Genomic DNA, 23709 nt, shown 5'->3' on the forward strand with positions numbered 1-23709 from the left:
CCAGGCCTTCCCGCACCCTGATGAACAACACCGGCCAAGGCCGGTGTTGTGCTTTCTGGCCTCCAAGGCCAGTGCTCGCCGGATCAGGCGGGCTTGTGGCCTGCCGTCTGCACAGCCATGGCCTGCTCCGGGGGCAGGCCCATGGCCCCTGGGTAGTGGCGCGGGTTGAGACGCACCACCAGCAGGCTCATCAGGACCAGGGCACCGAGCTGCCACTGCCAGGCGGCAGCGAAGTCACCGCTTGCATGGTGCAGGCGGGCCGCCACCCAGGGGCCGGTAGCCGCCACCATGAAGCCGACCCCCTGCATCAGGGCGCAGAGGGCGCCCGCCCGGCGTGGGTCGGGCAGGTGATCCAGCGCAATCACCATGATGAGGGAGAAGCTCCCCCCAAGCCCGGCGCCGCACAGCAAACACCAGAGCAGAGGGGCGGTCTGGGGACCGAGCCAGAGGCCGCCAAAGCCCGCCAGCTACATGGCGATGGCCAGCGCCATCCAGGGGCGGCGGTCCAGCCGACCGGCTGCCAGCAGAGGCAGGCCAAGGCCGCTCGCGGTCTGGGCCAGGGCGAGCCAGGCCACCAGCTCCCCCCCTTGCTGGGCGCTCCAGCCCGCCGCCATGTAGGCCGGGGCCAGCCAGGCCACGACGATGCCGTAGCCGCTGTTGATGATGCCAAAGCAGGCGATGAGCAGCCAGGTGCGGGGCAGGGGGAGCAGCCGCTGCTCCCCGGTGGGGGCGGGCGTGCGGGCCGGGGTAGGCAGGGGCACCCGCCAGGCCAGCCAGCCGAGGGCCAGCAGCACCGGCAGGCCCCAGAGCGCCAGTGCCCGAGACCAGTCCAGATACTCGGCAAGGCGCGGGGTGAGCACGGCCCCGAGCGCCCCGCCCCCCATCATGCAGGCGGAGAAGATCCCCATCACCAGGGGCACCTTTTGGGCGAACCCCTCCTTGATGAGGCCGGGCAGCACCCCCTGCACCAGGGCCGAGCCCAGCCCGCACAGGGCGGCGCTGGCGATGAGCAGGGTGCCGCTCGCCAGATCGACGCGCAGGGCGCTGCCAAGGGCGAGCAGCAGCAGGGCCGTCCCGAGCAGGGGGCGCGGGCCCGTGCGACCCAGGAGCGCCGGGGTGAGCAGCACGCCGACCCCGATAAGCCAGAGGGGCAGCAGGGTGACCCAGGCCAGGGTATCTACCCCGAGGGCCAGCCTCGCGTCGATGCGAGGGGCCAAGGGGCCGATGGCGGTGAGGAAGGGGCGCAGGTTGAGGGCGATGAGGATCACCAGCACCAGCAAGGCGCCGCTGCCCGGGGGGAGAAGGCGCTTATGCATGGGGCAGGGGACCGTAGAGGGTTTCGGCCGCGATGGGGCTCGCCAGCTTGATGAGGGGCAGGGGCGGCGGACTCAGCGGCAGTCGCAGCGCCGCGTAGGCCGCGCGGCTGTCAAAGCCGAAGGGGGCGGCATCGTCGTTGTCAAAGGCGTAGTAGACCGCCTGGATACCGTTCATCACCAGGGCCGACAGGCACATGGGGCAGGGGTGCCCGCTGGCATAGACGATGGCCCCGGCCAGCGGCCCCTGGCGACTCCCTTCCCGCAGCGCTTCCAGCTCCGCGTGACGGGTGGGGTCCCCCGCCTCCAGCATGCGGTTGACGGCGCTCGCCACCAGCCGGTTCTCCCTCACCAGCAGGGCGGCGAAGGGGCGCCCCCCTTGCTGGCGATGGGTCAGGGCCAGGTGCAGGGCCTGCTCCAGCCACTCCTGATGGCTGGGGGCCGAGGCGGCGGTGAGGGAGTTGAGGAGGCGGGCACCGGACTGGGAAGGGGGTGGCATGGTCATATCCTGGCAAAAAGGGGGAGGACAGCAGCCTAGAGGGTCGCCGCATCATTTGGAAATTAAATGATAAAATGACTTCCAGTGGTTTTATAAATGGAGATTGCCCATGGAGCGCCCCCTGCTGGACCCCCAATTGCTGCAGAGCTTCGTCGCCATCGTCGAAACCGGCAGCTTTACCCGCGCCGCCGAGCGTATCCACCTCACCCAGTCCACCCTGAGCCAGCAGATGCGCCGCCTGGAGCAGCAGCTGGGCTGCACCCTGCTCGACCGATCCGGCCGCCAGGTGGTGACCACGGCCCAGGGGGAGACCCTGCTCGGGCTGGCGCGCCGCATCCTGGGGCTGCTGGCCCGGGCGGGGGAGCGGGTGAGCGAGGCGAGCCACCCCCTGCGCCTCGGGGTGCCGGAGGATTTTGCCGCGGGGGCCATGACCCCGGTGCTGGCCGCCTTCGCCCGCGCGCACCCGCAGGTGCGGCTGGAGGTACAAAGCGATCTCAGCCATGCCCTGTGGCAGGCGTTCGAAGGGGGAGAGCTGGATCTGGCCCTCATCAAGCAGGGGCGCGGCCAGGGGGAGCCCATCGCCCGCTGGCGCGAGCCCCTGGCCTGGGTTGACAGCCGGGAGTGGCCCGCCGCCGGGCGCGACCCCCTGCCTCTGGTGGTGTTTCCAAGCGAGGGGCTCTACCGGCGCCAGATGACCGACGCCCTGGATGCCGAGGGGATCCCCTGGCGCATCGCCTACGTGAGCGGCAGTCTCGCCAGCCTGCAAGGGGCGGTGAGCGCGGGGATCGGGGTCAGCCTGCTGCCGGCGCGCCTGCTGCAACCGGATCAGGTGGTGCTGGCCCACTGGCCTGCGGTGCGCTCGGTGGAGCTGGCCCTGCACCAGGGGCCGGGCACGAGCGAGCCCCTCGCTCGCCTGGGGGAGGCGCTGATCGCGCTCTGTGACGAGGTGATGGGGCCGAGGTAGCCCGGGCGGCCAGGGGTCAGGCCAGGGCCAGTTTCGGCACCACGGCGAGCCAGATTTCCACTTCGCCGCTGCCGGTGGCGGCGTCAAAGCGGGCGCCGTAGCGCTCGAAATCCGGCTGCTGGGCAGATTGATAGTCCGATTGCGCGAGCCACGCCAGGGCCTGCCTCCAGGTGTGCGGCAGGGTCGCGACATGCCCCTGATGCAAGAAGATGGCGTAGGTCTGGGGGGCGATGCGCATGCGGCCAAGCCCGGGAGGCAGCACCTCCAGGGTGGCGACCTCCACCCCGCAGAGGTATTCGCAGTGGGTGTCGGTGGCGGCGCAGATGACGCCATAGGCGTGCTCACCGAGCTGCCCCGGCAGGGGAAGCAGGGCGCTGAGGTCGCGCCACTGGCCGGCGAAGTCCCCCTGCTCGAAGGGGTGGTGACGGCGCAGCCCCCCGAGGAGCATGGCGCGGCCTTGTTCGATGCGAATGGGTGCTGACATGGTGCCTCCTGCGGGGGCGCTCAGGCCTCCCGACCTTCCTCGAGCTTGCGCTCATAATCCCGGCGAACGATGGCGAGTGCCGCCAGGGCCAGCGCGGGGGCGATGTGGTTGGTTTCCAGCAGTTCGATCAGATCCACCGCGAGCTGGACCTCGGGGGGGCATTTTCCAGGGACATCTTGGGTTCTCAAGGGCAAGGGTGGTCGCCATTATAGCGCCCGGCGGCGCGAAGACACGCCCCGGCAGCCCGGGGCGGGACGGGTCACATGTGCTGGCGCATCTCCTTGTCCAGCTCCTCGCGCAGGGCCATCAGCTTTTTGGCGTACTGCTGCAACTGCAGATCGCTCTCGCTCACCGGCTGCCACTGGGGCACCGGAGTGGGTTTGCCATGCTCGTCCATGGCCACGAAGATGATGATGCAGTGGGTGGTCTTGCGCCGCTCCGGGTCGGTGGGGTGGCGGCTGTAGACATCCACCGCCAGGTGCATGCTGGTGGTGCCGGTGTGGATCACCTTGGCGTGTACCTCCACCAGTTGGCCTATCTGGATGGGACGCAAGAAGCGGATGCCCCCCACATAGACGGTGACGGCATAGCCGCCACACCAGCCGGCGGCGCAGGCGTAGCCGGCCTGGTCAATCCACTTCATTACCATGCCGCCATGGACTTTGCCGCCAAAGTTGACGTCGGCGGGTTCGGCGAGAAATTGCAGGGTCAGTTCACGGGCGCTCATGGTACTTCCTTATGTCGAGGCAAGGGGGGGACTCCTTGGCTGTCCCCCGGGGACAATAACAGTGGGCGGGGCCGACACTGATCCAACCAGCGCCTCCTCTTGCCTGCGCCGTCATTCACCTTGAGTTCAGCGCAGGCGGCCCAGCATGACTCATCACGCGAGGGAGGAGGCCCCATGAAACAGATGCTGGAGCAATTGATGGGAGCTGGCAAGGGCTGGCTCAACGACGGTGGTGACACGCGCAAGGCCCAGATGAAGGGCATGGCGCAGGGGGGATTGGCCGCCGGGGCTATGGCGCTGCTGCTTGGCAACAAGAAGATGCGCAAATATGGCACCAAGGTGGCGGCGGTGGGGGGCGCGGCGGCTCTCGGGGGGCTGGCCTACAAACTCTATCAGGACTGGCAGACCCAGCAGTCCACCCCGGCCCAGCCGACCCAGCCCCTGGACACCCTGGAGGGCAAGGCCCTGGATGCCCGCGCCAATCTGCTGGTGCGCGCCATGGTGGCGGCGGCCCGGGCCGACGGCCACATCGATGCCGCCGAGCGCCAGAAGATCCAGGAGTACCTGACCGAACAGGGGGAGCGGGATGCGGCCCGCTGGATTGACGCCGAGCTCTCCCGCCCCCTCGACCCCCATGTCCTGGCGCGAGAAGTGACCGACATGGAGCTGGCGACCGAGGTCTACCTCGCCTCCCTGCTCACCATCGAGATGGATCACTTCATGGAGCGCGGCTATCTGGACGAGCTGGCGCGTGCCTTGAAGCTGGATGACAACCTCAAGGGGAGCATAGAGCGCCAGGTGGCCCAGCTGGGGGCGCCGGGCTGAGCCCGCATTGCCATCAGGATTGTCCACAAGGCCCCGTCATGGGGCCTTGTCGTTGCCGGGGGCTGTTGATTGCCGTGACGAGCCGATAAGATGCGGGTTCCAAAGGGTGACTGCCGAGCCTCTTTCCTTGCTGGCGACCCTCACTGCAAGGAGCATCAGGTGGACATTCGCAAGGCAACTGAACAGGATATCGACGCCATTCTGGCCCTGAACCGGCAGATAGGTCAGCTCCACTTCGAGCAGGTGCCCGAGGTGTTCTGTCCCCCGTCCCCGGAGGACAGGGCCTTCTTGCTCGGCGCCATAGCCGACGAGGCGCGTCTTTTCTGCGTGGCGGTGGTGGCGGGGGAGGTGGCGGGCTTTCTCACCGCCCGCATCGACCTCAACGAGAGCGTCCCCTTTCTCAGCAAGCTGCCCGTCTGCCGCATCACGACCGTGGTGGTGGATGAGGGGCTGCGCTCCCGGGGCATCGGCCGGGCGCTGATCGCCCACGGGGACCAGTGGGGCAAGGCACGGGGCGCAAGCCAGCTGCGCCTGGAGGTGATGGCTTTCAACGAGCGGGCCAGGGCCCTCTACGAGCGATTGGGCTTCAAGGCCCAGTCACAGACCATGGCCAGGTAAGGCGCACTCGCTTGCAAAAGGGCCCGTTACGGGCCCTTGTCGTGTGAGGCGTCAGGGGGGCTCTGCCAGGTTTCCCGTTGCCGGGCGATGAGGCTCGCAAGCCGGTTGAGCGCCGCGTCCAGTTGCGGGCTCCAGGGATGGGAGCTGTTGAGGCGCAGGCAGTGGTTGTGCTGGCCCTGGCTGGAGAAGAGGGCCCCGGGGGCGATGGAGACCCCCTGTTCGATGGCGCTGGCATAGAGCGCCCGGCCATCGAGGCGGGCGTCAAATTCGAGCCAGAGAAAGTAGCCCCCGTCGGGGGAAGAGATGCGCGCCTCGGGGAAGAGGCGCATCAGGGCTGCCCGCATCTGCTGCTGGCGCTGGGCCAAGGTGTGGCGCAGGCGGCGAAAGTGGGCGTCCACCCCGCCCTGGCGCAGCATGTCGGCCAGCGCCAGCTGACTGGGCACATTGGTCGAGAGTGTCGACATCAGTTGCAGCCGCTGGATGCGCTCGGCGTGGCGCTTCGCCACCACCCAGCCGACCCGAAAGCCCGGCGCCAGACACTTGGTCCAGGAGCCGCACAGCAGGCTCTCTCCCCGCGCATCCCAATGGGTGATGGGCCTTGGCCGCTCGCGCCCGACATAGAGCTCCGCGTAGACGTCATCCTCCACCAGGGGGACCTGATGGCGGTTGAGCAGCGCCATCAGCGCCTGCTTGTGCTCATCGGGCATGGTGTGGCCGAGGGGGTGCTGCACATTGCCCATCAGCCAGCACGCCTTGACGGGGCGCTGGGCGAGGGCCTCCTCCAGCAGGGCGAGATCGATCCCCACCCCGGGGATCACCGGGATCTCCACCACCTTGAGCTTGAGCCGCTCGATGGCCTGCAGGGCGCCGTAGAAGGTGGGGGACTCCACCACCACCCAGTCGCCGGGCTCGGTCAGCACCTGAAGACTGAGGGAAAGCGCCTCCATGGCCCCCGTGGTGATGATGATCTGCTGGGGATCCACCGCCATCCCCTCGCCGGCGTAGCGCCGGGCGATGGCGCGGCGCAGTGCCTCGTTGCCGGGGGGCAGATCTGCCACCGTGCTGAAGGGGTCGAGGCGGCGCATGCAACTGCCGAGGGCCCGACCGAGTTGGGGGTGGGGGAAGAGTGTCGGGTCCGCCACCGCCATGCCAAGGGGCACCAGCTCCCGTGACTTGCTCGCCTGCAGCACTTCGAACACCAGATCGTTGATGTCCACCGAGCCGCTGTAGCGGGCCTGCTGGGGCTGGCTCTCCCGCCGGGCCGTGCTCGCGGCCTTGACGTAGTAGCCGGACTGGGGCCGCGCCAGGATGAGGCCCCGGCTTTCGAGCAACTGATAGGCCTGGAGCACCGTCATGGGGCTGAGGCCGTGGGTCTTGCAGCTCTGGCGGATGGAGGGGATGCGCTCCCCCGGCTGCCAGAGGCCGCTCGTGATCTGCTGTTGCAGCTGGTCTGCCAACTGGCCGTAGCGGGACATGGTGGGCCCAAACTGTTATAGGTGTTTTTCACTATAACTGCATCTGTTATAGGTGTCATGGACCATGGTGTACTTGGCGGGCGAAAACCTGTCCGTTAAATGCAACATAGAGAGTCATGCATGATAAGCCTGGATGATGTGGTCAGCCTCTCCCGAATGCAGTTCGGGGCGACGGCGATGTTCCACTTTCTGTTTGTGCCCCTCACCCTGGGGCTGTCCTGGATCCTGGTGATCGCCGAGTCGGCCTACGTGATGACCGGCAAGGTGATCTACAAGGACATCACCCGCTTCTGGGGCAAGCTGTTTGGCATCAACTTCGTGATGGGGGTGACCACCGGGATCACCCTGGAGTTCCAGTTCGGGACCAACTGGGCCTATTACTCCCACTATGTCGGCGATATCTTCGGCACGCCGCTGGCGGTGGAGGGGCTGATGGCCTTCTTCCTCGAGTCCACATTGGTGGGCCTCTTCTTCTTCGGCTGGGACAAGCTCTCCCGCGGTCAGCATCTGCTGGTGACCATGCTGGTGGCGCTCGGCTCCAACCTCTCCGCCCTCTGGATCCTCATCGCCAACGGCTGGATGCAAAACCCGGTCGGCGCCGAGTTCAACCCCATGACCATGCGCATGGAGCTGGTGGATGTGGCCGCGGTCATCTTCAACCCGGTGGCCCAGGTCAAGTTCGTCCACACGGTGGCGGCGGGCTATGTGGCGGCCTCCCTGTTCGTGATGGGGGTGAGCAGCTGGTATCTGCTGCGCGGCATGGAGGTGCGCTTCGCCCTGCGATCCTTTGCCATCGCCTCGGGTTTTGGCCTCGCGGCCATCCTCTCGGTCATCGTGCTCGGGGACGAGTCGGGCTATCGCTCGGGGGAGGTGCAGAAGGTCAAGCTCGCCGCCATCGAGGCGGAGTGGGAGACAGAACCCGCTCCTGCCTCCTTCACCCTGTTCGGCCTGCCGGATCAGCGTGCCGAGACCACCCACGCGGCCATCAAGATCCCCTATCTGATGGGCATCATCGCCACCCGCTCCCTGGATGAACAGGTAACGGGCCTCAAAGATCTGAAAGCGCAGCACGAGGCGCGCATTCGCAGCGGCATGCAGGCGTACGACGCCCTGGAAGCCCTGCGAGCGGATGGTCGCAATGCCGAGGCCAGGGCCACCTTCGAGCGCCACCGCGCCGATCTCGGCTACGGCCTCTTGCTCACCCCCTATGCCAAGGAGATTGGCAAGGCGGACGAGGCGGCCATCGCCAAGGCGGTGGCGGACTCCATCCCCCAGGTGGCGCCGCTGTTCTGGAGCTTTCGCCTGATGGTGGGCATCGGCGTGGCGCTGCTGGTGCTCTTTGCCGCCGCCTTCCTGCAACTGTGCCGGGGCAGGCTGGTGCAATCCCCGCGGCTGCTCAGGGCCCTGCTCTGGTCTATTCCGCTGCCCTGGATTGCCATCGAGGCGGGCTGGTTCGTGGCGGAGTTCGGTCGCCAGCCCTGGACCATCAGCGACGTGCTGCCGGTGTCGGCCTCCGTCTCCCTGCTGCAACCGGGGCAGCTCTGGTTCAGCCTCATCGCCATCTTCCTCATCTACAGCAGTCTGCTGGTGGTGGAGTTGTTCTTGTTGCGTCATGTGATCCGCAAAGGGCCTGCCAGCCTGCAGACGGGTCGTTATCAAGGTGAAGTGTTGCAAAACGGGAGTCCTGCCTGATGGATTACGAAACCCTGAAAGTGATCTGGTGGGGGCTGGTGCTCTTCCTGCTGGTCGGCTTCGTGGTAATGGATGGCTTCGATCTCGGGGTCGGCATGCTGCTGCCCGTGGTCGGCAAGACGGATGACGAGCGGCGGGTGTTGCTCAACAGCGTGGGGCCGGTGTGGGAGGGCAACCAGGTGTGGATCATCGCCGGTGCCGGCACCCTGTTTGCCGCCTGGCCCCTGGTCTATGCCGCCGCCTTCTCGGCGCTTTACGTGCCCTTCATGTTCCTGCTGTTCGGCCTCTTTTTGCGCCCGGTGGGCTTTGACTATCGCAGCAAGCTGCCGGACCCGGTCTGGCGCCGCTGGTGGGACCGCGCCCTGGTGGTGGGCGGTCTGCTGCCGACCCTGGTGTTTGGTGCCACCCTTGGCCTGGTGCTGCAAGGGCTGCCGTTTCGCTTCGATGCGGCCCTTCGCATCCACTATGGCGCCTTTGCGTTCCACTGGCCGCTGCTGTTGACCGCCATGGGGACGGCGCTGGCGCTGCTCTTGCTGCACGGTGCCAGCTTCCTGCAGTGCAAGACACAGGGAGCCATAGCGGCGCGCAGCGCCCGCCTCGCCCTCTGGCTCGGCCCCCTGGCGAGCGCCCTCTTTGCCCTTGGCGGCGTCTGGCTTGGGGAGATGGCGGGATATCGCATCACGGCCATCGGCGATCTCAACGGCGCCCTCACTCCGCTGATGAAAGAGGTGGTGGCGGTGCCGGCGGGCTGGCTTGGCAACTTTGTCGCCCATCCGGTGCTCTGGGCCGTGCCTGTGCTCGGGCTGCTGCTGCCCCTGGTGTGCGCGCTGGCAAGCCGCCTCGGCAAGTCCGGGCTGGCTCTCGTGGCCAGCGGCGGTGCCTGCGCCGCCATGATGCTGACTGTGGCCATCGCGCTCTTCCCCTTCGTGCTGCCCTCGTCCCTGGATCCGGCCAGCAGCCTGACCCTGTGGGACAGCACCTCCAGCGAGCGCACCCTGCTTATCATGCTGGGGATCGTCGGGGTACTGATGCCGGTCAACATCGGCTACACCCTTTGGGTCTACCGGGTGGTGCGCGGCAGGGTCAGCGCCGAACAGGTGCGCCAGCACGGCCACAGCCTCTACTAATCCGCTTCAACACAAGGATCAACGCGATATGTGGTATTTCACCTGGTTGCTGGGGCTGGGGTTCGCCTTGCTCTGCGGGCTGGTCAACCTGCTCTGGCTGGAGGCGCGCTGGGCCGCCGATGAGGATCTCAAGGAGCCCTGAGCCTCGCATCTTGTCCATGAAAAAGGCCGACACAGGGTGTCGGCCTTTTTCATGCCCGGGGTCAGGCAAGGGCGGCGCGGCGCTCGCCCGCTTCGCTGACATGGGTGAGGCCGTAGGCCAGCAGGACGATGAGGGCGCCAATCCAGGGGGTGTGCATCAGGCCGAGGTGCTCCACCACGAAACCGCCGACCACGGAGCCCAGCGCAATGCCGACGTTGAAGGCGGCGATGTTGAGGCCGGAGGCCACATCCACGGCATTGGGGGTGTGGCGCTCGGCCTGTTTCACCACCAGTACCTGCAGACCCGGCACGTTGCCAAAGGCGAAGGCGCCCCACACCAGCACGGTCAGTACCGCCAGCACCGGGTGCGGCGCGGTGAAGGTGAGCACCAGCAGCACCACGGCGAGCCCGGCGAACAGCAGCTTGAGAGCGGGCAATGGGCCCATCCGGTCGGCGAGCTTGCCGCCCCAGATATTGCCGACGGCGACCGATACCCCGTACACCAGCAGAATGAGGCTCACCGCGCCGGCGCTAAAGCCGCTCACCTGTTGCAGGATGGGGGCGAGGAAGGTAAACGCCGTGAAGGCACCGCCGTAACCGAGCGCCGTCTTGGCGTAGACCAGCAGCAAGGGCTTTCTGGTAAGCACCGAGAGCTGCTCGCGAACGCTGGAGGCGGCCCCCTTCGGCAGGTTCCCCGGTACCAGCAGCAGGCTGCCCACCATGGCGACGAGGCCGAGCAGGCTCACCACCAGGAAGGTTTCGCGCCAGCCGAAAACCTGACCAATCCAGGTGCCAAGCGGGACGCCGGTCACCAGGGCGACCGTGAGGCCGCTGAACATGATGGCGATGGCGCTGGCCGCCTTCTCTTTGGCCACGAGACCCGTGGCGATGGTGCTGCCTACCGAGAAGAAGACCCCGTGGGCCAGCCCGGTGAGGATGCGGGCCACAATCAGGCTCTCGTACCCGGGGGCCTGCCAGGCCAGCAGGTTGCCGACGGTGAAGAGGGCCATCAGCCCCACCAGCAGCCACTTGCGCGGCAGCTTGCCGGTGAGCGCCGTGAGCACGGGGGCGCCGATGGCCACCCCAAGGGCATAGAGGCTGACCAGCAGGCCCGCCGAGGGGAGCGAGACATTGAGCTGCTCGGCGATGGTGGGGATGAGCCCCACGATCACGAATTCGGTGGTGCCTATGGCAAAGGCACTTAAGGTGAGGGCAAATAACGCCAGTGGCATAACAACTCCTTGGATTGGGACTCCCGACGGGAGAATGGCGCCAGTATGCCGAGGGTGTTTGTTGGTAAAAATGACGGCAACGTCAAATTACTTTTGCCAAATCAGCAGCAATGGGGCCGTGAAAGTGGGAGTGGCTGAGGTTGCAGAGAGAAGAGTGGGCCGTACAGCGCGAGTTGAGTGCAGAGGCAAAGCGTACAGACCGAACTGGGAATAAAGAGGGAAGGGCAGCGGAAGGTTGCAGGGGAGGGGGCCAGCGGCGGTGGCGCGCGGTATTGGAGACAAAAAAAGCGGGAGGCATTGTGCCTCCCGCTGGTGCTGAAGAATGTCATTGAGCCTTATTTGCTCCCTTCTCCCCTGGCGGGAGAAGGGCTGGGGATGAGGGGGATCAGTCCCAATCCGGCGCAAAGTCCGGGTTGGCGCAGCGCTCACCGCGATCCAGGGTGGCGATGGCGGCCATCTCGTCGCTGCTGAGCCGTACCTTCAGCGCAGCCAGGTTGGCGGCCAGATTCTCCCGTTTGGTAGAGCTCGGGATCACCGTCATGCCCTGGGCCAGCAGCCAGGCCAGCGACACCTGGGCCGCCGAGACGCCGTGGCGCTGGCCGATCTCCATCAGCAGCGGCTCGGCGAGCACCTTGCCATAGGCGAGCGGCATGTAGGCGGTGATGGCGATGCCGTGGGCCTGGCAGAACTCCACCACCTTGCGGTTTTGCAGCAGGGGGTGGATCTCCACCTGCTGGTGGGAGATGGCGCCCGGCCCCAAAATCTCGATGGCCTGTTTAAGCTGGGCCACGGTGAAGTTGGAGACCCCGATCTCCCGGGTCAGGCCCCGGGATTTGGCCTCGGCGAGCTGCTCCAGATAGACCGCCATCGGCACCTCATCCTGGGGGGAGGGCCAGTGAATGAGCGCCAGATCCAGATAGTTGGTGCCGAGTTTTTCCAGGCTCACTTCCAGGCTCGGGATCACCTTGCCCGGACCGAACTCGCTGGTCCACACCTTGGTGGTCAGGTAGATATCCTGGCGGGGCACGCCACTCTCGCTCATCAACTGGCCGACGTCGGCCTCGTTGTCATAGATCTGGGCGGTATCGATATGACGGTAGCCAAGTTCCAGCCCCTGGAGCAGGGAGTCGCGAAGGGGCTGATCTTTCAGGCGGAAGGTTCCAAGACCCAGGTTGGGCATCTTCATCATCAAATTCCTCAAGTTATTGTTTCTACGCTCAAATGATGGGCTTTGCCTGCGCCGAGGGCGGAGGCAGTCAGGCGCGCCGGTAGCGGCTCACGACCCGGTTGGCAAACCAGGGGGAGGCGAGGCTGGCAAAGGCGATGTAGTGGGGCTGCTGCTGGTGGGCGAGCAGGGCGGTTTCGCTCTCCCACTCCTCGTACAGCATCCAGCTGTGGGGGCTCTCCAGGCTCTGATGCAACTGGTAGCGAAGGCACCCCGGCTCTTGCAGGGTAGCGGCGATCAGCGGCTCGAGGGCAGCGCGAAACTGGGCGGCGAATTCGGGTTTGGCGTCAAGCTGGGCAATCACAATCAGGGGGGATGGCATCTGAACCTCCTCGTTAAGACGGGAGTCAGTATGCCCGCCCCAGACTGGGGGATACAGGGCAGCAGTCGCAAAACACTATTGATAGGAGAGCAGCAATAGGTAAGTAATAAGCACCGAAAGGGTCGGTGCTGAATGATATTGGCAAAAGAGAACTTATATGAAAAATTATAAATTTTCGTTTTTCATCTTTACGGATCTTACTGTTTTCCGCTTTGCGTATTTTGCCCTTTGATGAAATGAGCGATTTATTATTTTTTCATCAGCTATTTTTACCAGTGTTTGTGCTTTGTCTCTTTGGATAAGCCATAATATTTCAAAGATGTATATTGGGGATGATATGAGCATTATAAAGGATGAGGGAAGGTTTCCTATACCTTTCAAGGGACCAATGGTTAGTAAAAACATATACGAGATAAAAACCAATGAAAACAATATGAAAAGTGCATAAGCTCTTATTATTGCCCGTGTGACTTTATGTTCATTTCTGATGGAGAGAAGAAGAGACCTCCTTTTTCTCCATTTCATTATACTTATTTTGTTCTTGATTTTAAATGAAAACGATGTTAGGTAGGATATTGTTATTTCACCTAAAGTAGTTAGCCTTTTTGATAGCATAGCAATTAACAGGCTTGCCACTATGCTTATGATTACACTAGGCTCAAATATAATACCCATCTTGTCCCATACCATGTGAAATTAAAAGAAAGAATGTCGATGAAATAATTTTTTAGCATTAAAAATTAATCAGTATCTGTGGATGCTGCAACTTAATGCTCTGGTCGTATTAGATTTATTTTATTCACTCCAGACGGCGAACTCATTGCCGCTGGGCTCGACAAAGTGAAAGCGGCGGCCACCGGGGAAGTCAAACAGGGGGCGCACTATGGTGCCCCCTGCGCCGGCTACCTTGCTCTGGGTCGCCTCAATATCGGCGCTGTAGAAGATCAGCAGGGCGCCTCCCTGGTGGCTGTGGCTGCACAGATCCGCCCGGTAGAAGCCGCCATCCAGCCCTTCTCCCTCGAAGGCGCAATAATCGGGGCCGTAGTCGGCAAACTGCCAGCCAAAGGCGGCGGTAAAGAAGGCCTTGGTGGCGGCAAGATCCCTGGCCGCAAATTCCACATAGTTCAGTTTTTCATGGGCCCTGGTCATAAGGGTTTCCTTGTCGATATCGGTGGTTATTTCGGTTGCCAGCGCTTTTGCGTGGGGCTTGTGGAGTGGGGCAAGGCGTCCCAGGGGGTCAGCTTGAGCTGCTTGCGCCTAAACCAGAACCAGGTCCCCATCAGCAGACCGAGCCCGATGCCAAACAGCAGGCTCTGGCGCAGGGCAAACCCCGGGCTCACCTCATCCTGCCAGCCGAGGCACCACATCAACACCCCCCAGATAGCGCCGATGGGGAGTCCCAGGGCAAGAACGTTGATCAGAAAGCGTTCGTAGTGGGGCGGCCTGATGGTGAACCCCGCCTTTCGCAGCAGCCAGATGATCGGCGGGTTGTAGTTGAGCGTTTGCACGCCCTTCTCGGCCAGCTCCCGATGGGCGGCGGCCAGCCTGTTGTCGAATGTCATGGATCGTCCCTGTCATGGTGTGGCGCCATACGGTGCCGGTTGGCGGCATTGTACTGGCAAGGGCGCAGATAAAACAGGTGGTGCGTCACGATACGAAGCGACGCCTGTCTTGCCAACTCCCGGCCATTGCACCTATAAAGACCCATTACTCTTGCCAGGATGACAACAATGAAGACCCATTCCGATGAATTGACCCTGTTTGTGGCGGTGGTGGAGGCGGGCAGCTTTCGCCAGGCGGCGGAGAATCTCGGCATGGATAATTCCGTGGTGAGCCGCGGCATCAAGCGCCTCGAAGAGAAGCTCGCCACCGTGCTCCTCAACCGCACCACGAGGCGGGTCAGCCTGACCGAGGAGGGGAGCTGGTTCTATCAGCGGGCGGTGAAGATCCTGACCGAGATGAGCGAGGCGGAAGGGTTGCTGCTGATGCGCCGGGAGCAGCCGGAGGGCATATTGCGGGTGGACGCCGCCACCCCCTTCATCCTGCATAGATTGGTGCCCATCATCGGCGAGTTTCGCCGCCGCTACCCCGCCATCGAGCTGCAACTGCACAGCTCCGAGGGCTTCATCAACCTGATGGAGCGGCGGGTGGACATGGCCATTCGCATCGGCGAGCTGACGGACTCCTCCCTGCGGGCCCTGCCCCTTGGCCGCTCCAGGCTGCGGCTGCTGGCCTCCCCCGACTATCTGGCGGCACGCGGTACCCCGCGCCAGCCGGCTGACTTGCTGGCGGGCCACGAGCTGCTCGGTTTTTTGCACCCCGATCACCTTAATCATTGGCCCCTATTGAGCGAGGAGCAGGGGGACCGATTCGCCATCACCCCGACCCTGCGGGCCAGCAGCGGGGAAACCTTGCGTCAGCTGGCGCTGGCGGGGCAGGGGATCGTCTGCCTGTCGGACTTCATGACGGGGGATGACAGGGCGAGCGGGGCGCTGGTGGAGGTGCTGGCCCGCAGCAACAGCGGCGCTTCGCGCCCCATCCATGCGGTCTTCTACTCCGATGCCCAGCGGGACATCCGGCTGCGGGTCTGGCTCGATTTCCTGAAAGAGCAGCTCGGCAACCACGCGCTCTAGGCGTGTTCCGACAGGGCCAATCCCCTCCCGCCCTTCCCCTCCACGAGAGGGAGGGGCCATCTTTTCCCACTCCTCAAGGGGAGGGGGCCGAGGGGCTTGCAAGCGCCAATATAAAGAGGCCGACATCGCTGTCGGCCTCTTTGCTTTTTTCATCTCAAGGATGCGTCGGTTACCCCATCACTCCTCTTCGGCCCAGCGGCGTGAGCGTTCCACCGCCTTCTTCCAGCCGCTGTAGCGCTTGGCGCGATCGTCGCGGTCCATCTGCGGAATGAACTCGCGGTCCACGCTGAACTTGTCTTCCAGCTCTTCGGAGCTCTTCCAGAAGCCCACGGCGAGGCCGGCCAGGAAGGCGGCGCCCATGGCGGTGGTCTCGATACGGGTCGGACGCACCACAGGGGTGTGCATCATGTCAGCCTGGAACTGCATCAGGAAGTCGTTGGCCACGGCGCCGCCGTCCACCTTCAGGGCTGCCAGCTTGATGCCGGAGTCCTGCTGCATGGCATCCAGCACGTCGCGGCTCTGGTAGGCGATGGATTCGAGCGCCGCACGGATGATGTGGTTGCGGTTGGCGCCACGGGTCAGGCCGACCATGGTGCCGCGAGCATACGGATCCCAGTAGGGGGCGCCCAGACCGACGAAGGCCGGTACCAGGTAGACGCCGTTGGTGTCGCCAACCTTGGAGGCGAAGTAGTCGGTGTCGCGGGCATCGTGAATGATCTTCAGCTCGTCACGCAGCCACTGGATGGTGGCGCCACCCATAAATACCGCACCCTCGAGGGCATAATTCACTTCCCCTTTCGGGCCGATGGCGACCGTGGTCAGCAGGCCGTTGCTGGAGCGAACCGGCTCGGTGCCGGTGTTCATCAGCATGAAGCAGCCGGTACCGTAGGTGTTCTTGGCCATCCCTTTTTCGAAGCAGAGCTGGCCGAACAGGGCGGACTGCTGGTCACCGGCGATACCGGCGATGGGGATGCGGGCGCCGCCGCCACGGGTGGTGTAGCCATAGACCTCGGAGGAGGGTTTGACTTGCGGCAGCATGGAGGCGGGGATGCCCAGCTCGTCCAGCATGCGCTCATCCCACTTCAGGTCGCGGATGTTGTAGAGCATGGTGCGCGAGGCGTTGGTCGGGTCGGTGACGTGCACCTCGCCGTTGGTCATCTTCCACACCAGCCAGGTGTCGATGGTGCCGAACAGCAGCTCGCCGTTCATTGCCTTCTCCCGGGCCCCTTCCACGTTGTCCAGGATCCACTTCACCTTGGTACCGGAGAAGTAGGCATCCAGCACCAGGCCGGTGTTTTCGCGAACGTACTCTTCAAGGCCCCGGGCCTTGAGCTCTTCGCAGATGGCCGCGGTGCGGCGGCACTGCCAGACGATGGCGTTGTAGATGGGCTTGCCGGTGGCCTTTTCCCAGACGACGGTGGTTTCACGCTGGTTGGTGATGCCGATGGCGGCGATCTGCTCGCTGTGCAGGCCGCTCTTGGCCAGCACTTCGGTGAAGACGGAGGACTGGGTAGCCCAGATCTCCATGGGGTCGTGCTCGACCCAGCCCGCTTTCGGGTAGTGCTGGGTGAATTCGCGCTGGGAGGTCGCGACGATGTTGGCGTCCTGATCGAAGACAATGGCACGGGAGGAGGTGGTGCCCTGGTCCAGCGCAACGACAAATTTCTTTTCAGCAGACATGATGTTCTCCACGTTTTTATTTTCCACGTTGTTACACGTTGGGGAGGGCCGCTCTCAGGCGGCGGCCTCTTCTTTGTTAGACAGCTTGGAGGCTTCTTCGGTGGCGACGCGGTTGCCCGGGACGCAGGGAGCCAGCACTTTCACATACAGGGCGGTACCGATCTGGGCGCCGACGATGGGGCCAAGGATGGGGACCCAGAAGTAGGGGTTGTCACGACCACCGGTCAGGGCCACGTCACCCCAGCCAGCCACGAAGGCGAACAGTTTGGGGCCGAAATCACGGGCCGGGTTCATGGCAAAGCCGGTCAAGGGGCCGAGGGAGGCGCCGATCACCGCGATCAGGATACCGATGAGCAGGGCGGCGGCGAAGCCTTTGGGGGCGCCGTTGTTGTTGTCACCCAGTGCCATGATGCCCAGCATCAGGACGGCGGTGATCACCATCTCGACCGCGAAAGCCTGCATGTTGGAGAGCAGGGCATTGGGGTAGGTGGAGAAGATGCCTGCGGTGCCGAGGCTCTCGACGCTGCCGCGCACCACGTTGTGGGTCACTTCCCACTGGGTGAACAGGTTGCTGTAGAGGGCGTAGACCAGGGCGGCGGAGGCGAAGGCCCCGGCTACCTGGGCGATGATGAAGGGCACCACCTTGCGCTTGTCAAAGCCGCAGAAGGTCATCAGGGCCAGGGTCACGGCAGGGTTGAGGTGGGCACCGGAGATGCCACCGGTGACATAGATGGCGATGGCGACACCCAGGCCCCAGGTAATGGAGATTTCCCATTGCCCGAAGTTGGCGCCAGCCAGCACCAGGGCGGCCACGCAACCGACGCCGAAGAAGATCAGCAGGCCGGTGCCGATAAACTCGGCGAGGCACTCGCCAAGCAGGGTATTGGGTCTTTGTATGCTCATAGTTGTTATTCCTTATATCCACCCACAGTAGGTTTGATGTTCCGTTTTGTTATCTTTCATTCCCATTCATTGCGCCCGAAAACGTTTCTTCTTGTTTTTTGAGCTTGCGCAAACGTTATGCTCGTTTGCGCTCGTTCTTGGACGAGAGAGAAAATAAACCTTCTGCGTCAATTCACCATACCCCCGCCACCGGAAATGTGGGCAAGATCCCATTCATTGCTAAGAAAATGTGACGAAAAGCAACAGTTGTCGGCCATATTACTCCTTAGTGAGTAGCCAAAAGCCACGCCATGCGTGGGCTGACCCTGGATGCGCGTTCACTCACTGCGTCACAATTTTTGTAATAAAACTGCAATAATTTAGCGCTCATCACAGATTAAATGTTCACAAATGAGCACAATAGGCTCGCTTGCGAATCAAGACGCGTCTGATCGCCGGCATGAGCGGGGCGTCCTCAACCGCCCAGAACAACAATAAAAGGAAGCAGAACATGCTTAGTCTCTTCAGGCCTGCACCCCATATCGACCGGCTGCCGGCCGACAAGGTGGATCCCTTCTACAAACGCATGCGTTGGCAGGTGTTCTTCGGGATCTTCTTCGGGTATGCGGGTTACTACCTGGTACGGAAAAACTTCAGTCTGGCGATGCCCTACCTCATCGAGCAGGGCTTCTCCCGCGGGGATCTGGGTCTGGCCCTCTCCGGCGTTTCCATCGCCTACGGTCTATCCAAATTCCTGATGGGGAACGTGTCGGACAGATCCAACGCGCGCTACTTCCTCTCCGCCGGTCTGCTGCTCTCGGCAGGCATCATGTTCATGATGGGGACCATGCACTGGGCTACCTCCAGCATTGGCATCATGTTCGTGCTCCTGTTCCTGAACGGCTGGGCACAGGGCATGGGCTGGCCCCCCTGCGGCCGTACCATGGTGCACTGGTGGTCGCAGAAGGAGCGGGGTGAGATCGTCTCGGTCTGGAACGTGGCCCACAACGTGGGCGGCGGCATGATTGGCCCCCTGTTCATCCTCGGCATGGGCTGGTTCAACGACTGGCGCAGCGCCTTCTATGTGCCTGCGGCGGCGGCGGCGGCCATCGCGGTGATCGCCTTCTTCGTGATGCGCGATACCCCGCAATCGGTCGGTCTTCCCCCCATTGAGGAGTACAAGAACGACTACCCGAAGGATTACAACGAAAGCCACGAGCAGGAGTTCTCTGCCAAGGAGATCTTCATGAAGTACGTGCTGCACAACAAGCTGCTCTGGTACATCGCCATCGCCAACGCCTTCGTCTACCTCATCCGTTACGGCGTGCTGGACTGGGCGCCCACCTATCTGAAAGAGGCCAAGGACTTCAGCGTGGATCACTCCTCCTGGGCCTACTTCCTCTATGAGTGGGCGGGGATCCCGGGCACCCTGCTGTGCGGCTGGATCTCCGACAAGATGTTCAAGGGCCGCCGCGCCCCCGCAGGCATCTTGTTCATGGTGCTGGTGACCCTCTCCGTGCTGGTCTACTGGTTCAACCCGGCGGGCAACCCGACCATCGACATGATGGCCCTGGTCGCCATCGGCTTCCTGATTTATGGCCCCGTCATGCTGATCGGCCTATACGCCCTGGAGCTGGCGCCCAAGAAGGCGGCCGGTACCGCGGCGGGCTTCACCGGCCTGTTCGGATATCTGGGTGGCGCGGTCGCGGCCAACGCCATGCTGGGCTATACCGTTGACCACTTCGGCTGGGACGGCGGCTTCATGGTGCTCACCGTCTCCTGCGTGCTCTCCATCATCCTGCTGGCCATGACCCTCAAGCACGAGAACGAGTCGATTGCCGCCAAGGCGGCTGCCCATAAGGCATAAAACGTGATCCTGCCCTTATCGATTGGAAAAGGGATCAGGTACACTGCCAAAGGCCCCGCACCTGCCGGGGCCTTTTTTCGTCTCATCTGCGGAGTGCAAGCGTGAAGCAAACCCAACGACATCTGGAGATCCTGGACGTCCTGACCCGGCAGGGTTTCGTCTCGACCGACGATCTGGTGACCCATTTTGACGTCAGCCCCCAGACCATTCGCCGGGATCTCAACGATCTCGCCGAACAGAATAAGATCCGGCGCCATCACGGCGGGGCCTCACTGCATTCGAGCACCGTCAACACCGCCTACAGTGCCCGCAAGGTGATGCAGCTCAAGGAGAAGGAGCGCATCGCCCGGGAAGTGGCCGCCAACATCCCCGACGGCTCGTCGCTCTTTATCGACATCGGCACCACCACCGAGGCCATCGCCCGGGCCCTGCTCGACCACCGGGAGCTGCGCGTGGTCACCAACAACCTGAACGTCGCCAGCATCCTGACCGCCAAGGATGACTTCACCGTCATCATCGCCGGCGGCGAAATTCGCAACCGGGATGGCGGCATCGTCGGGGAGGCGACCCGCGACTTCATCGGCCAGTTTCGCATGGACTACGGCGTCATCGGCATCTCGGGCATCGACAGCGACGGCTCCCTGCTCGATTTCGACTATCACGAGGTGAAGATCGCCCAGGCCATCATCGCCCACTCCCGCCAGGTGTTCCTTGCCGCCGACCACACCAAGTTTGGCCGCAACGCCATGGTCAACCTCGGCAACCTCAACCAGATCCACGCCCTGTTCACGGATCAGGAGCCGCCGGAGAAGCTGATGCGCCTGATGTCCCAGCATCAGATCGCCTGCCATATCTGCTGAGCTTCCCCGCACAGGCATCAGGCCGCCTCGGGGCGGCCGCTTTTTTTCCTGCCTCCTCCCGGCTTGCGGCGTCTCCCTTGCGGCGCCTAAGCGGCCAGTTCCTGGCGCTGACACTCCTTCTTTGACCCCCTGATGTTGCCCCCGCACTCGGGCGCCAGGTTTGCACCGACGCTAGGCGCCTGCGAGGGATTCACGCCATCGCGTTCATCACCTTGCTTCATGGGCGCCCCCATCCGGGACTCTTTGCTCTCCTCCCTGCCCGAAATGGCTGTTTCCGGCAGACCTTAGCCTTGCCAGGCCGTCACCGACTGGCAGCATTTTTAGCATTGTGAAAACAATCGCGATCACATTTCTCTCACGAAATGTTCGTTTATTGGTTTTTCATGTTCTAATATGAGCGAAATCAAACATTGCTGTCATGGCAAACACAAAATAAGAAAGTAGGTGAACATGAGCGAACATTATGATCTGGTCGTCGTCGGCGGCGGCATCAACGGGGTCGGCATCGCGGCAGATGCGGCGGGGCGGGGGCTGAAGGTGGCGCTGTTCGAGGCGAGCGATCTCGCCTCTGCCACCTCGTCCAACTCCAGCAAGCTGATCCACGGCGGCCTGCGCTACCTCGAACATTACGAATTCCGGCTGGTGAAAGAGGCGCTGGCGGAGCGGGAGGTCCTGCTCGGCATGGCTCCCCACATCGCCCGTCCCATGCGTTTTCGTCTGCCCCATCGCCCGCACCTGCGTGCGGCCTGGATGATCCGAGCCGGTCTCTTCCTTTATGACAACCTGGCCAAGCGGGACAAGCTCAAGGGGAGTTGCGGTCTGCGCTTCCTGCCGCAGGACGGTCTCAAGAGCGGCATCAACAAGGGCTTTGAATACTCGGACGCCTGGGTCGACGACGCCCGGCTGGTGGTGCTCAATGCCATGCTGGCGCGGGACAAGGGCGCTGACGTGCAGACCCGTACCCGCTGCGTCAAGGCGGTGCGCGGATCCAAGCACTGGACCCTGACGCTGGAGCGGGAAGGGGGCGAGCAATTCACCGTCAGCTGCCGTGGTCTGGTCAATGCGGCGGGCCCCTGGGTCAAGACCTTCTATGACGAGAGCCTGAGCGAGAAATCCCCCCGCGGCATTCGCCTCATCAAGGGGAGCCACATGATAGTGCCGCGCATCCATGAGCGCGAAGAGGCCTACATCCTGCAAAACGAGGACAACCGCATCGTCTTCGTCATCCCCTACCAGCAGGACTATTCCCTCATCGGCACCACGGACGTGGAGCACAAAGGCAGCCCGCGCGAAGCCAAGATCAGCGATGCCGAGATCAACTACCTGTGCAAGGTGGTCAATGCCCACTTCACCAGGCAGATAAGCCCGGCAGACGTGGTGTGGACCTATGCCGGGGTGCGCCCCCTGTGTGACGACGAGTCCGACTCGCCCCAGGCGGTGACCCGGGACTACACGCTCGAGCTCAGTGGTGAATCCGACGGCGCGCCGCTGTTGTCGGTGTTTGGCGGCAAGCTCACCACCTACCGCAAGCTGGCCCAGGCCGCCTGCCACAAGCTCAAGCCTTGGTTCAGCCAGATGGGAGAGGACTGGACCGCCAACAGCCGGCTGCCCGGTGGCGAGTTCGACTGCTCGGTGCGTGAACTGGCGCGAGCCTTTGCGCTGGAATTCGACTGGCTCGACGATCGAAGCGCCCTGCGCATCGCCGAATCCTATGGCGCTCATGCCCGCCTCTGGCTGAAGGAGGAGCGCGGCCAGCACTTTGGCGCCGGACTGTATGAATCCGAAGTGCGCTATCTCATCGCGCGCGAATGGGCCCACTCCCTGGAGGACATCCTGTGGCGCCGCAGCAAGCTGGGGCTGCGCCTGTCGGAATCCGAACAGCAGCAGCTCGGTGCCTGGCTGCTCGAACACCACCACGCCCTGCCCAAGGCCAGCTGATGACTCACGGCGGGCGGCCTTTGCCGACCGCCGTCAAACTGCAATAAACCCCTGCTATAACAATTGTCTGCATCCTACACACCATAACAACGAGATCTCTTGATGAAGCAACCTCACCGTACCCTGGTGGCCCTTGGCCTCGGGGCTGCCCTGGCGCTGCCTGCACTGGCGGCCGACGAAGGCAAAATCGTGATCGCCCACCGTGGTGCCTCCGGTTACCTGCCGGAACACACCCTGGAATCCAAGGCCCTGGCCTATGGCATGGGCGCCGACTATCTGGAGCAGGACCTGGTGATGACCAGGGATGACCAGCTGGTGGTGATGCACGATCACTTCCTTGATGGCATCACGGACGTGGCCGAGCGCTTCCCCGGCCGGGCCCGCCCGGACGGTCGCTACTATGTGGTGGATTTCACCCTGGACGAGGTGCGCTCCCTGCGCATGACCGAGCCGTTCCAGCTGGTGGACGGCAAGCAGGTGCCGGTCTATCCGGCGCGCTTCCCGCTGTGGAAGTCCAGCTTCAGGATCCACACCTTCCAGGAAGAGATCGAGATGATCCAGGGGCTCAACAAGAGCACCGGCAAGCACATCGGTATCTACCCGGAGATCAAGGCTCCCTGGCTGTTCCACCACGAAGGCAAGGACATCTCCAGGGCGGTGCTGAACGTGCTCAAGGAGTACGGCTACACCAGCAAGAGCGACAAGGTCTATCTGCAGTGCTTCGATGCCAACGAGCTCAAGCGCATCAACGGCGAGCTGATGCCCGCCATGGGCATGGATCTCAAGCTGGTGCAGCTGATGGCCGAGACCGACTGGAACGAGACCATGGTCTACGATGCCAAGGGCAAGGCAACCCCCTATGACTACGACTGGATGTTCAAGCCGGGGGCCATGAAGACCATCGCCACCTATGCCGAGGGAATCGGTCCCTGGAAACCCATGGTGGTGACCGAGCCGGGAACTCCCGGCAAGCCGGTCTTCACCGGCATGGTGAAAGAGGCCCACGCGGCCGGTCTCAAGGTGCATCCTTATACCTTCCGTCAGGATGAGGGGCAGATCCCGGCCTATGCGAAAGACTTCACCGACCTGCTCAACATCTTCCTCTACCAGGCCGATGTGGATGGGGTATTCAGCGACTTTCCCGACAAGGCGGTCGAGGCTATCAAGGCCCACGGCAAATAATAAAAGAAGAGCAACACGGGAAT

Annotated in this window: 23 protein-coding genes and 2 pseudogenes; 11 read left to right on the forward strand and 14 right to left on the reverse strand. The window is 63.4% G+C overall.

The features are described from left to right. Positions 1 to 83 precede the first annotated feature (83 nt). Both C2U47_RS18305 and C2U47_RS18310 read right to left on the reverse strand, forming a co-directional pair. Positions 84 to 1316 (reverse strand): annotated as a pseudogene (locus C2U47_RS18305) (MFS transporter). Continuing rightward, complete coding sequence (locus C2U47_RS18310; protein WP_039038602.1) at positions 1309 to 1818, reverse strand: nucleoside deaminase; 510 nt, start codon at positions 1816 to 1818, stop codon at positions 1309 to 1311. The pseudogene C2U47_RS18305 and the gene C2U47_RS18310 overlap by 8 nt, the downstream one beginning before the upstream one ends. A 115-nt stretch (positions 1819 to 1933) precedes the next feature. Here C2U47_RS18310 and C2U47_RS18315 point away from each other — a divergent pair, with 115 nt between their 5' ends. Beyond that, complete coding sequence (locus C2U47_RS18315) at positions 1934 to 2776, forward strand: LysR family transcriptional regulator (RefSeq protein WP_029314296.1); 843 nt, start codon at positions 1934 to 1936, stop codon at positions 2774 to 2776. Positions 2777 to 2792: 16 nt separating this feature from the next. Here the strand turns inward: C2U47_RS18315 and C2U47_RS18320 are convergent, their stop codons facing one another. The 3 genes and pseudogenes from C2U47_RS18320 to C2U47_RS18330 form a co-directional block, all read right to left on the reverse strand. Further along, positions 2793 to 3260 (reverse strand): GyrI-like domain-containing protein, encoded by a 468-nt coding sequence (locus C2U47_RS18320; protein WP_010674199.1) that lies wholly within the window; start codon positions 3258 to 3260, stop codon positions 2793 to 2795. Between the two features lie 20 nt (positions 3261 to 3280). After that, a pseudogene (rsmS, locus tag C2U47_RS18325) lies at positions 3281 to 3435 on the reverse strand (pleiotropic regulatory protein RsmS). An 84-nt stretch (positions 3436 to 3519) separates the two neighbouring features. Further along, positions 3520 to 3987: an acyl-CoA thioesterase gene (locus C2U47_RS18330; RefSeq protein ID WP_010674201.1), complete on the reverse strand. Its 468-nt coding sequence runs from the start codon at positions 3985 to 3987 to the stop codon at positions 3520 to 3522. Positions 3988 to 4161: 174 nt separating this feature from the next. Between C2U47_RS18330 and C2U47_RS18335 the strand changes: the two genes are divergently transcribed. Further along, a complete protein-coding gene (locus C2U47_RS18335) occupies positions 4162 to 4812 on the forward strand; it encodes a tellurite resistance TerB family protein (RefSeq protein WP_103261784.1) in 651 nt (216 codons plus the stop codon). Between the two features lie 159 nt (positions 4813 to 4971). After that, complete coding sequence (locus tag C2U47_RS18340) at positions 4972 to 5430, forward strand: GNAT family N-acetyltransferase (RefSeq protein ID WP_010674203.1); 459 nt, start codon at positions 4972 to 4974, stop codon at positions 5428 to 5430. A 26-nt stretch (positions 5431 to 5456) separates the two neighbouring features. Here the strand turns inward: C2U47_RS18340 and C2U47_RS18345 are convergent, their stop codons facing one another. Beyond that, positions 5457 to 6905, reverse strand: coding sequence for an aminotransferase-like domain-containing protein (locus tag C2U47_RS18345; RefSeq protein WP_010674204.1), 1449 nt, complete (start codon positions 6903 to 6905; stop codon positions 5457 to 5459). Between the two features lie 120 nt (positions 6906 to 7025). Here C2U47_RS18345 and C2U47_RS18350 point away from each other — a divergent pair, with 120 nt between their 5' ends. Genes C2U47_RS18350 through C2U47_RS18360 form a run of 3 tightly spaced genes read left to right on the forward strand, consistent with a single transcriptional unit; the run spans position 7026 to position 9866 of the window. Further along, positions 7026 to 8597, forward strand: coding sequence for a cytochrome ubiquinol oxidase subunit I (locus tag C2U47_RS18350; RefSeq protein WP_010674205.1), 1572 nt, complete (start codon positions 7026 to 7028; stop codon positions 8595 to 8597). Continuing rightward, positions 8597 to 9724: a cytochrome d ubiquinol oxidase subunit II gene (gene cydB / locus C2U47_RS18355; protein WP_010674206.1), complete on the forward strand. Its 1128-nt coding sequence runs from the start codon at positions 8597 to 8599 to the stop codon at positions 9722 to 9724. Before C2U47_RS18350 ends, cydB begins: the two co-directional genes overlap by 1 nt. A 28-nt stretch (positions 9725 to 9752) precedes the next feature. Beyond that, a complete protein-coding gene (locus tag C2U47_RS18360) occupies positions 9753 to 9866 on the forward strand; it encodes a CydX/CbdX family cytochrome bd oxidase small subunit (RefSeq protein ID WP_010674207.1) in 114 nt (37 codons plus the stop codon). Between the two features lie 61 nt (positions 9867 to 9927). Here the strand turns inward: C2U47_RS18360 and C2U47_RS18365 are convergent, their stop codons facing one another. The 6 genes from C2U47_RS18365 to C2U47_RS18385 form a co-directional block, all read right to left on the reverse strand. Then, positions 9928 to 11097, reverse strand: coding sequence for an MFS transporter (locus C2U47_RS18365; RefSeq protein ID WP_010674208.1), 1170 nt, complete (start codon positions 11095 to 11097; stop codon positions 9928 to 9930). 385 nt (positions 11098 to 11482) lie between these two features. Further along, positions 11483 to 12286 carry a 2,5-didehydrogluconate reductase DkgB gene (dkgB, locus tag C2U47_RS18370; protein WP_103261785.1) on the reverse strand — a complete coding sequence of 268 codons (804 nt, stop codon included), beginning with the start codon at positions 12284 to 12286 and terminating at the stop codon, positions 11483 to 11485. Positions 12287 to 12353: 67 nt separating this feature from the next. Continuing rightward, positions 12354 to 12644, reverse strand: coding sequence for a putative quinol monooxygenase (locus C2U47_RS18375; protein ID WP_010674225.1), 291 nt, complete (start codon positions 12642 to 12644; stop codon positions 12354 to 12356). Positions 12645 to 12809: 165 nt separating this feature from the next. Continuing rightward, a complete protein-coding gene (locus C2U47_RS22985; RefSeq protein WP_158657424.1) occupies positions 12810 to 13319 on the reverse strand; it encodes a hypothetical protein in 510 nt (169 codons plus the stop codon). Positions 13320 to 13439: 120 nt separating this feature from the next. After that, entirely contained in the window at positions 13440 to 13793 is a 354-nt protein-coding gene (locus C2U47_RS18380; RefSeq protein WP_010674226.1) for a VOC family protein, read from the reverse strand. 26 nt (positions 13794 to 13819) lie between these two features. Further along, positions 13820 to 14206, reverse strand: coding sequence for a DUF6404 family protein (locus tag C2U47_RS18385; RefSeq protein ID WP_010674227.1), 387 nt, complete (start codon positions 14204 to 14206; stop codon positions 13820 to 13822). Between the two features lie 168 nt (positions 14207 to 14374). Here C2U47_RS18385 and C2U47_RS18390 point away from each other — a divergent pair, with 168 nt between their 5' ends. Beyond that, complete coding sequence (locus C2U47_RS18390; RefSeq protein WP_010674228.1) at positions 14375 to 15277, forward strand: LysR family transcriptional regulator; 903 nt, start codon at positions 14375 to 14377, stop codon at positions 15275 to 15277. A 177-nt stretch (positions 15278 to 15454) separates the two neighbouring features. On the opposite strand, the gene glpK is transcribed toward C2U47_RS18390, so the two are convergent. Together glpK and C2U47_RS18400 are read right to left on the reverse strand one after the other, a co-directional pair. Continuing rightward, a complete protein-coding gene (gene glpK, locus C2U47_RS18395) occupies positions 15455 to 16957 on the reverse strand; it encodes a glycerol kinase GlpK (RefSeq protein ID WP_010674229.1) in 1503 nt (500 codons plus the stop codon). 54 nt (positions 16958 to 17011) lie between these two features. Further along, entirely contained in the window at positions 17012 to 17860 is an 849-nt protein-coding gene (locus C2U47_RS18400; RefSeq protein ID WP_010674230.1) for an MIP/aquaporin family protein, read from the reverse strand. Between the two features lie 490 nt (positions 17861 to 18350). On the opposite strand from C2U47_RS18400, the gene glpT reads away from it, so the two are divergent. From glpT to glpQ, 4 genes are all read left to right on the forward strand, one after another. Further along, complete coding sequence (glpT, locus tag C2U47_RS18405) at positions 18351 to 19706, forward strand: glycerol-3-phosphate transporter (RefSeq protein WP_041212777.1); 1356 nt, start codon at positions 18351 to 18353, stop codon at positions 19704 to 19706. A 101-nt stretch (positions 19707 to 19807) separates the two neighbouring features. Next, complete coding sequence (locus C2U47_RS18410) at positions 19808 to 20566, forward strand: DeoR/GlpR family transcriptional regulator (protein ID WP_010674233.1); 759 nt, start codon at positions 19808 to 19810, stop codon at positions 20564 to 20566. Positions 20567 to 21016: 450 nt separating this feature from the next. Beyond that, complete coding sequence (gene glpD / locus C2U47_RS18415; protein WP_103261786.1) at positions 21017 to 22504, forward strand: glycerol-3-phosphate dehydrogenase; 1488 nt, start codon at positions 21017 to 21019, stop codon at positions 22502 to 22504. A 102-nt stretch (positions 22505 to 22606) separates the two neighbouring features. Next, the gene (glpQ, locus tag C2U47_RS18420; protein WP_103261787.1) at positions 22607 to 23686 is read left to right on the forward strand and encodes a glycerophosphodiester phosphodiesterase; all 1080 of its coding nucleotides are present in this window, start codon (positions 22607 to 22609) and stop codon (positions 23684 to 23686) included. Positions 23687 to 23709: the final 23 nt, after the last annotated feature.

It is taken from the genome of Aeromonas sp. ASNIH7 (assembly GCF_002903485.1).
In the GTDB taxonomy this organism is placed as follows: domain Bacteria; phylum Pseudomonadota; class Gammaproteobacteria; order Enterobacterales; family Aeromonadaceae; genus Aeromonas; species Aeromonas caviae.

Coding starts and splice junctions, on each gene's coding strand:
- C2U47_RS18310 (WP_039038602.1), bottom strand. CDS start 1,818: ATGACCATGCCACCCCCTTCCCAGTCCGGTGCCCGCCTCCTCAACTCC.
- C2U47_RS18320 (WP_010674199.1), bottom strand. CDS start 3,260: ATGTCAGCACCCATTCGCATCGAACAAGGCCGCGCCATGCTCCTCGGG.
- C2U47_RS18330 (WP_010674201.1), bottom strand. CDS start 3,987: ATGAGCGCCCGTGAACTGACCCTGCAATTTCTCGCCGAACCCGCCGAC.
- C2U47_RS18335 (WP_103261784.1), top strand. CDS start 4,162: ATGAAACAGATGCTGGAGCAATTGATGGGAGCTGGCAAGGGCTGGCTC.
- C2U47_RS18345 (WP_010674204.1), bottom strand. CDS start 6,905: ATGTCCCGCTACGGCCAGTTGGCAGACCAGCTGCAACAGCAGATCACG.
- C2U47_RS18350 (WP_010674205.1), top strand. CDS start 7,026: ATGATAAGCCTGGATGATGTGGTCAGCCTCTCCCGAATGCAGTTCGGG.
- cydB (WP_010674206.1), top strand. CDS start 8,597: ATGGATTACGAAACCCTGAAAGTGATCTGGTGGGGGCTGGTGCTCTTC.
- C2U47_RS18360 (WP_010674207.1), top strand. CDS start 9,753: ATGTGGTATTTCACCTGGTTGCTGGGGCTGGGGTTCGCCTTGCTCTGC.
- C2U47_RS18365 (WP_010674208.1), bottom strand. CDS start 11,097: ATGCCACTGGCGTTATTTGCCCTCACCTTAAGTGCCTTTGCCATAGGC.
- dkgB (WP_103261785.1), bottom strand. CDS start 12,286: ATGATGAAGATGCCCAACCTGGGTCTTGGAACCTTCCGCCTGAAAGAT.
- C2U47_RS18375 (WP_010674225.1), bottom strand. CDS start 12,644: ATGCCATCCCCCCTGATTGTGATTGCCCAGCTTGACGCCAAACCCGAA.
- C2U47_RS22985 (WP_158657424.1), bottom strand. CDS start 13,319: ATGGGTATTATATTTGAGCCTAGTGTAATCATAAGCATAGTGGCAAGC.
- C2U47_RS18380 (WP_010674226.1), bottom strand. CDS start 13,793: ATGACCAGGGCCCATGAAAAACTGAACTATGTGGAATTTGCGGCCAGG.
- C2U47_RS18385 (WP_010674227.1), bottom strand. CDS start 14,206: ATGACATTCGACAACAGGCTGGCCGCCGCCCATCGGGAGCTGGCCGAG.
- C2U47_RS18390 (WP_010674228.1), top strand. CDS start 14,375: ATGAAGACCCATTCCGATGAATTGACCCTGTTTGTGGCGGTGGTGGAG.
- glpK (WP_010674229.1), bottom strand. CDS start 16,957: ATGTCTGCTGAAAAGAAATTTGTCGTTGCGCTGGACCAGGGCACCACC.
- C2U47_RS18400 (WP_010674230.1), bottom strand. CDS start 17,860: ATGAGCATACAAAGACCCAATACCCTGCTTGGCGAGTGCCTCGCCGAG.
- glpT (WP_041212777.1), top strand. CDS start 18,351: ATGCTTAGTCTCTTCAGGCCTGCACCCCATATCGACCGGCTGCCGGCC.
- glpD (WP_103261786.1), top strand. CDS start 21,017: ATGAGCGAACATTATGATCTGGTCGTCGTCGGCGGCGGCATCAACGGG.
- glpQ (WP_103261787.1), top strand. CDS start 22,607: ATGAAGCAACCTCACCGTACCCTGGTGGCCCTTGGCCTCGGGGCTGCC.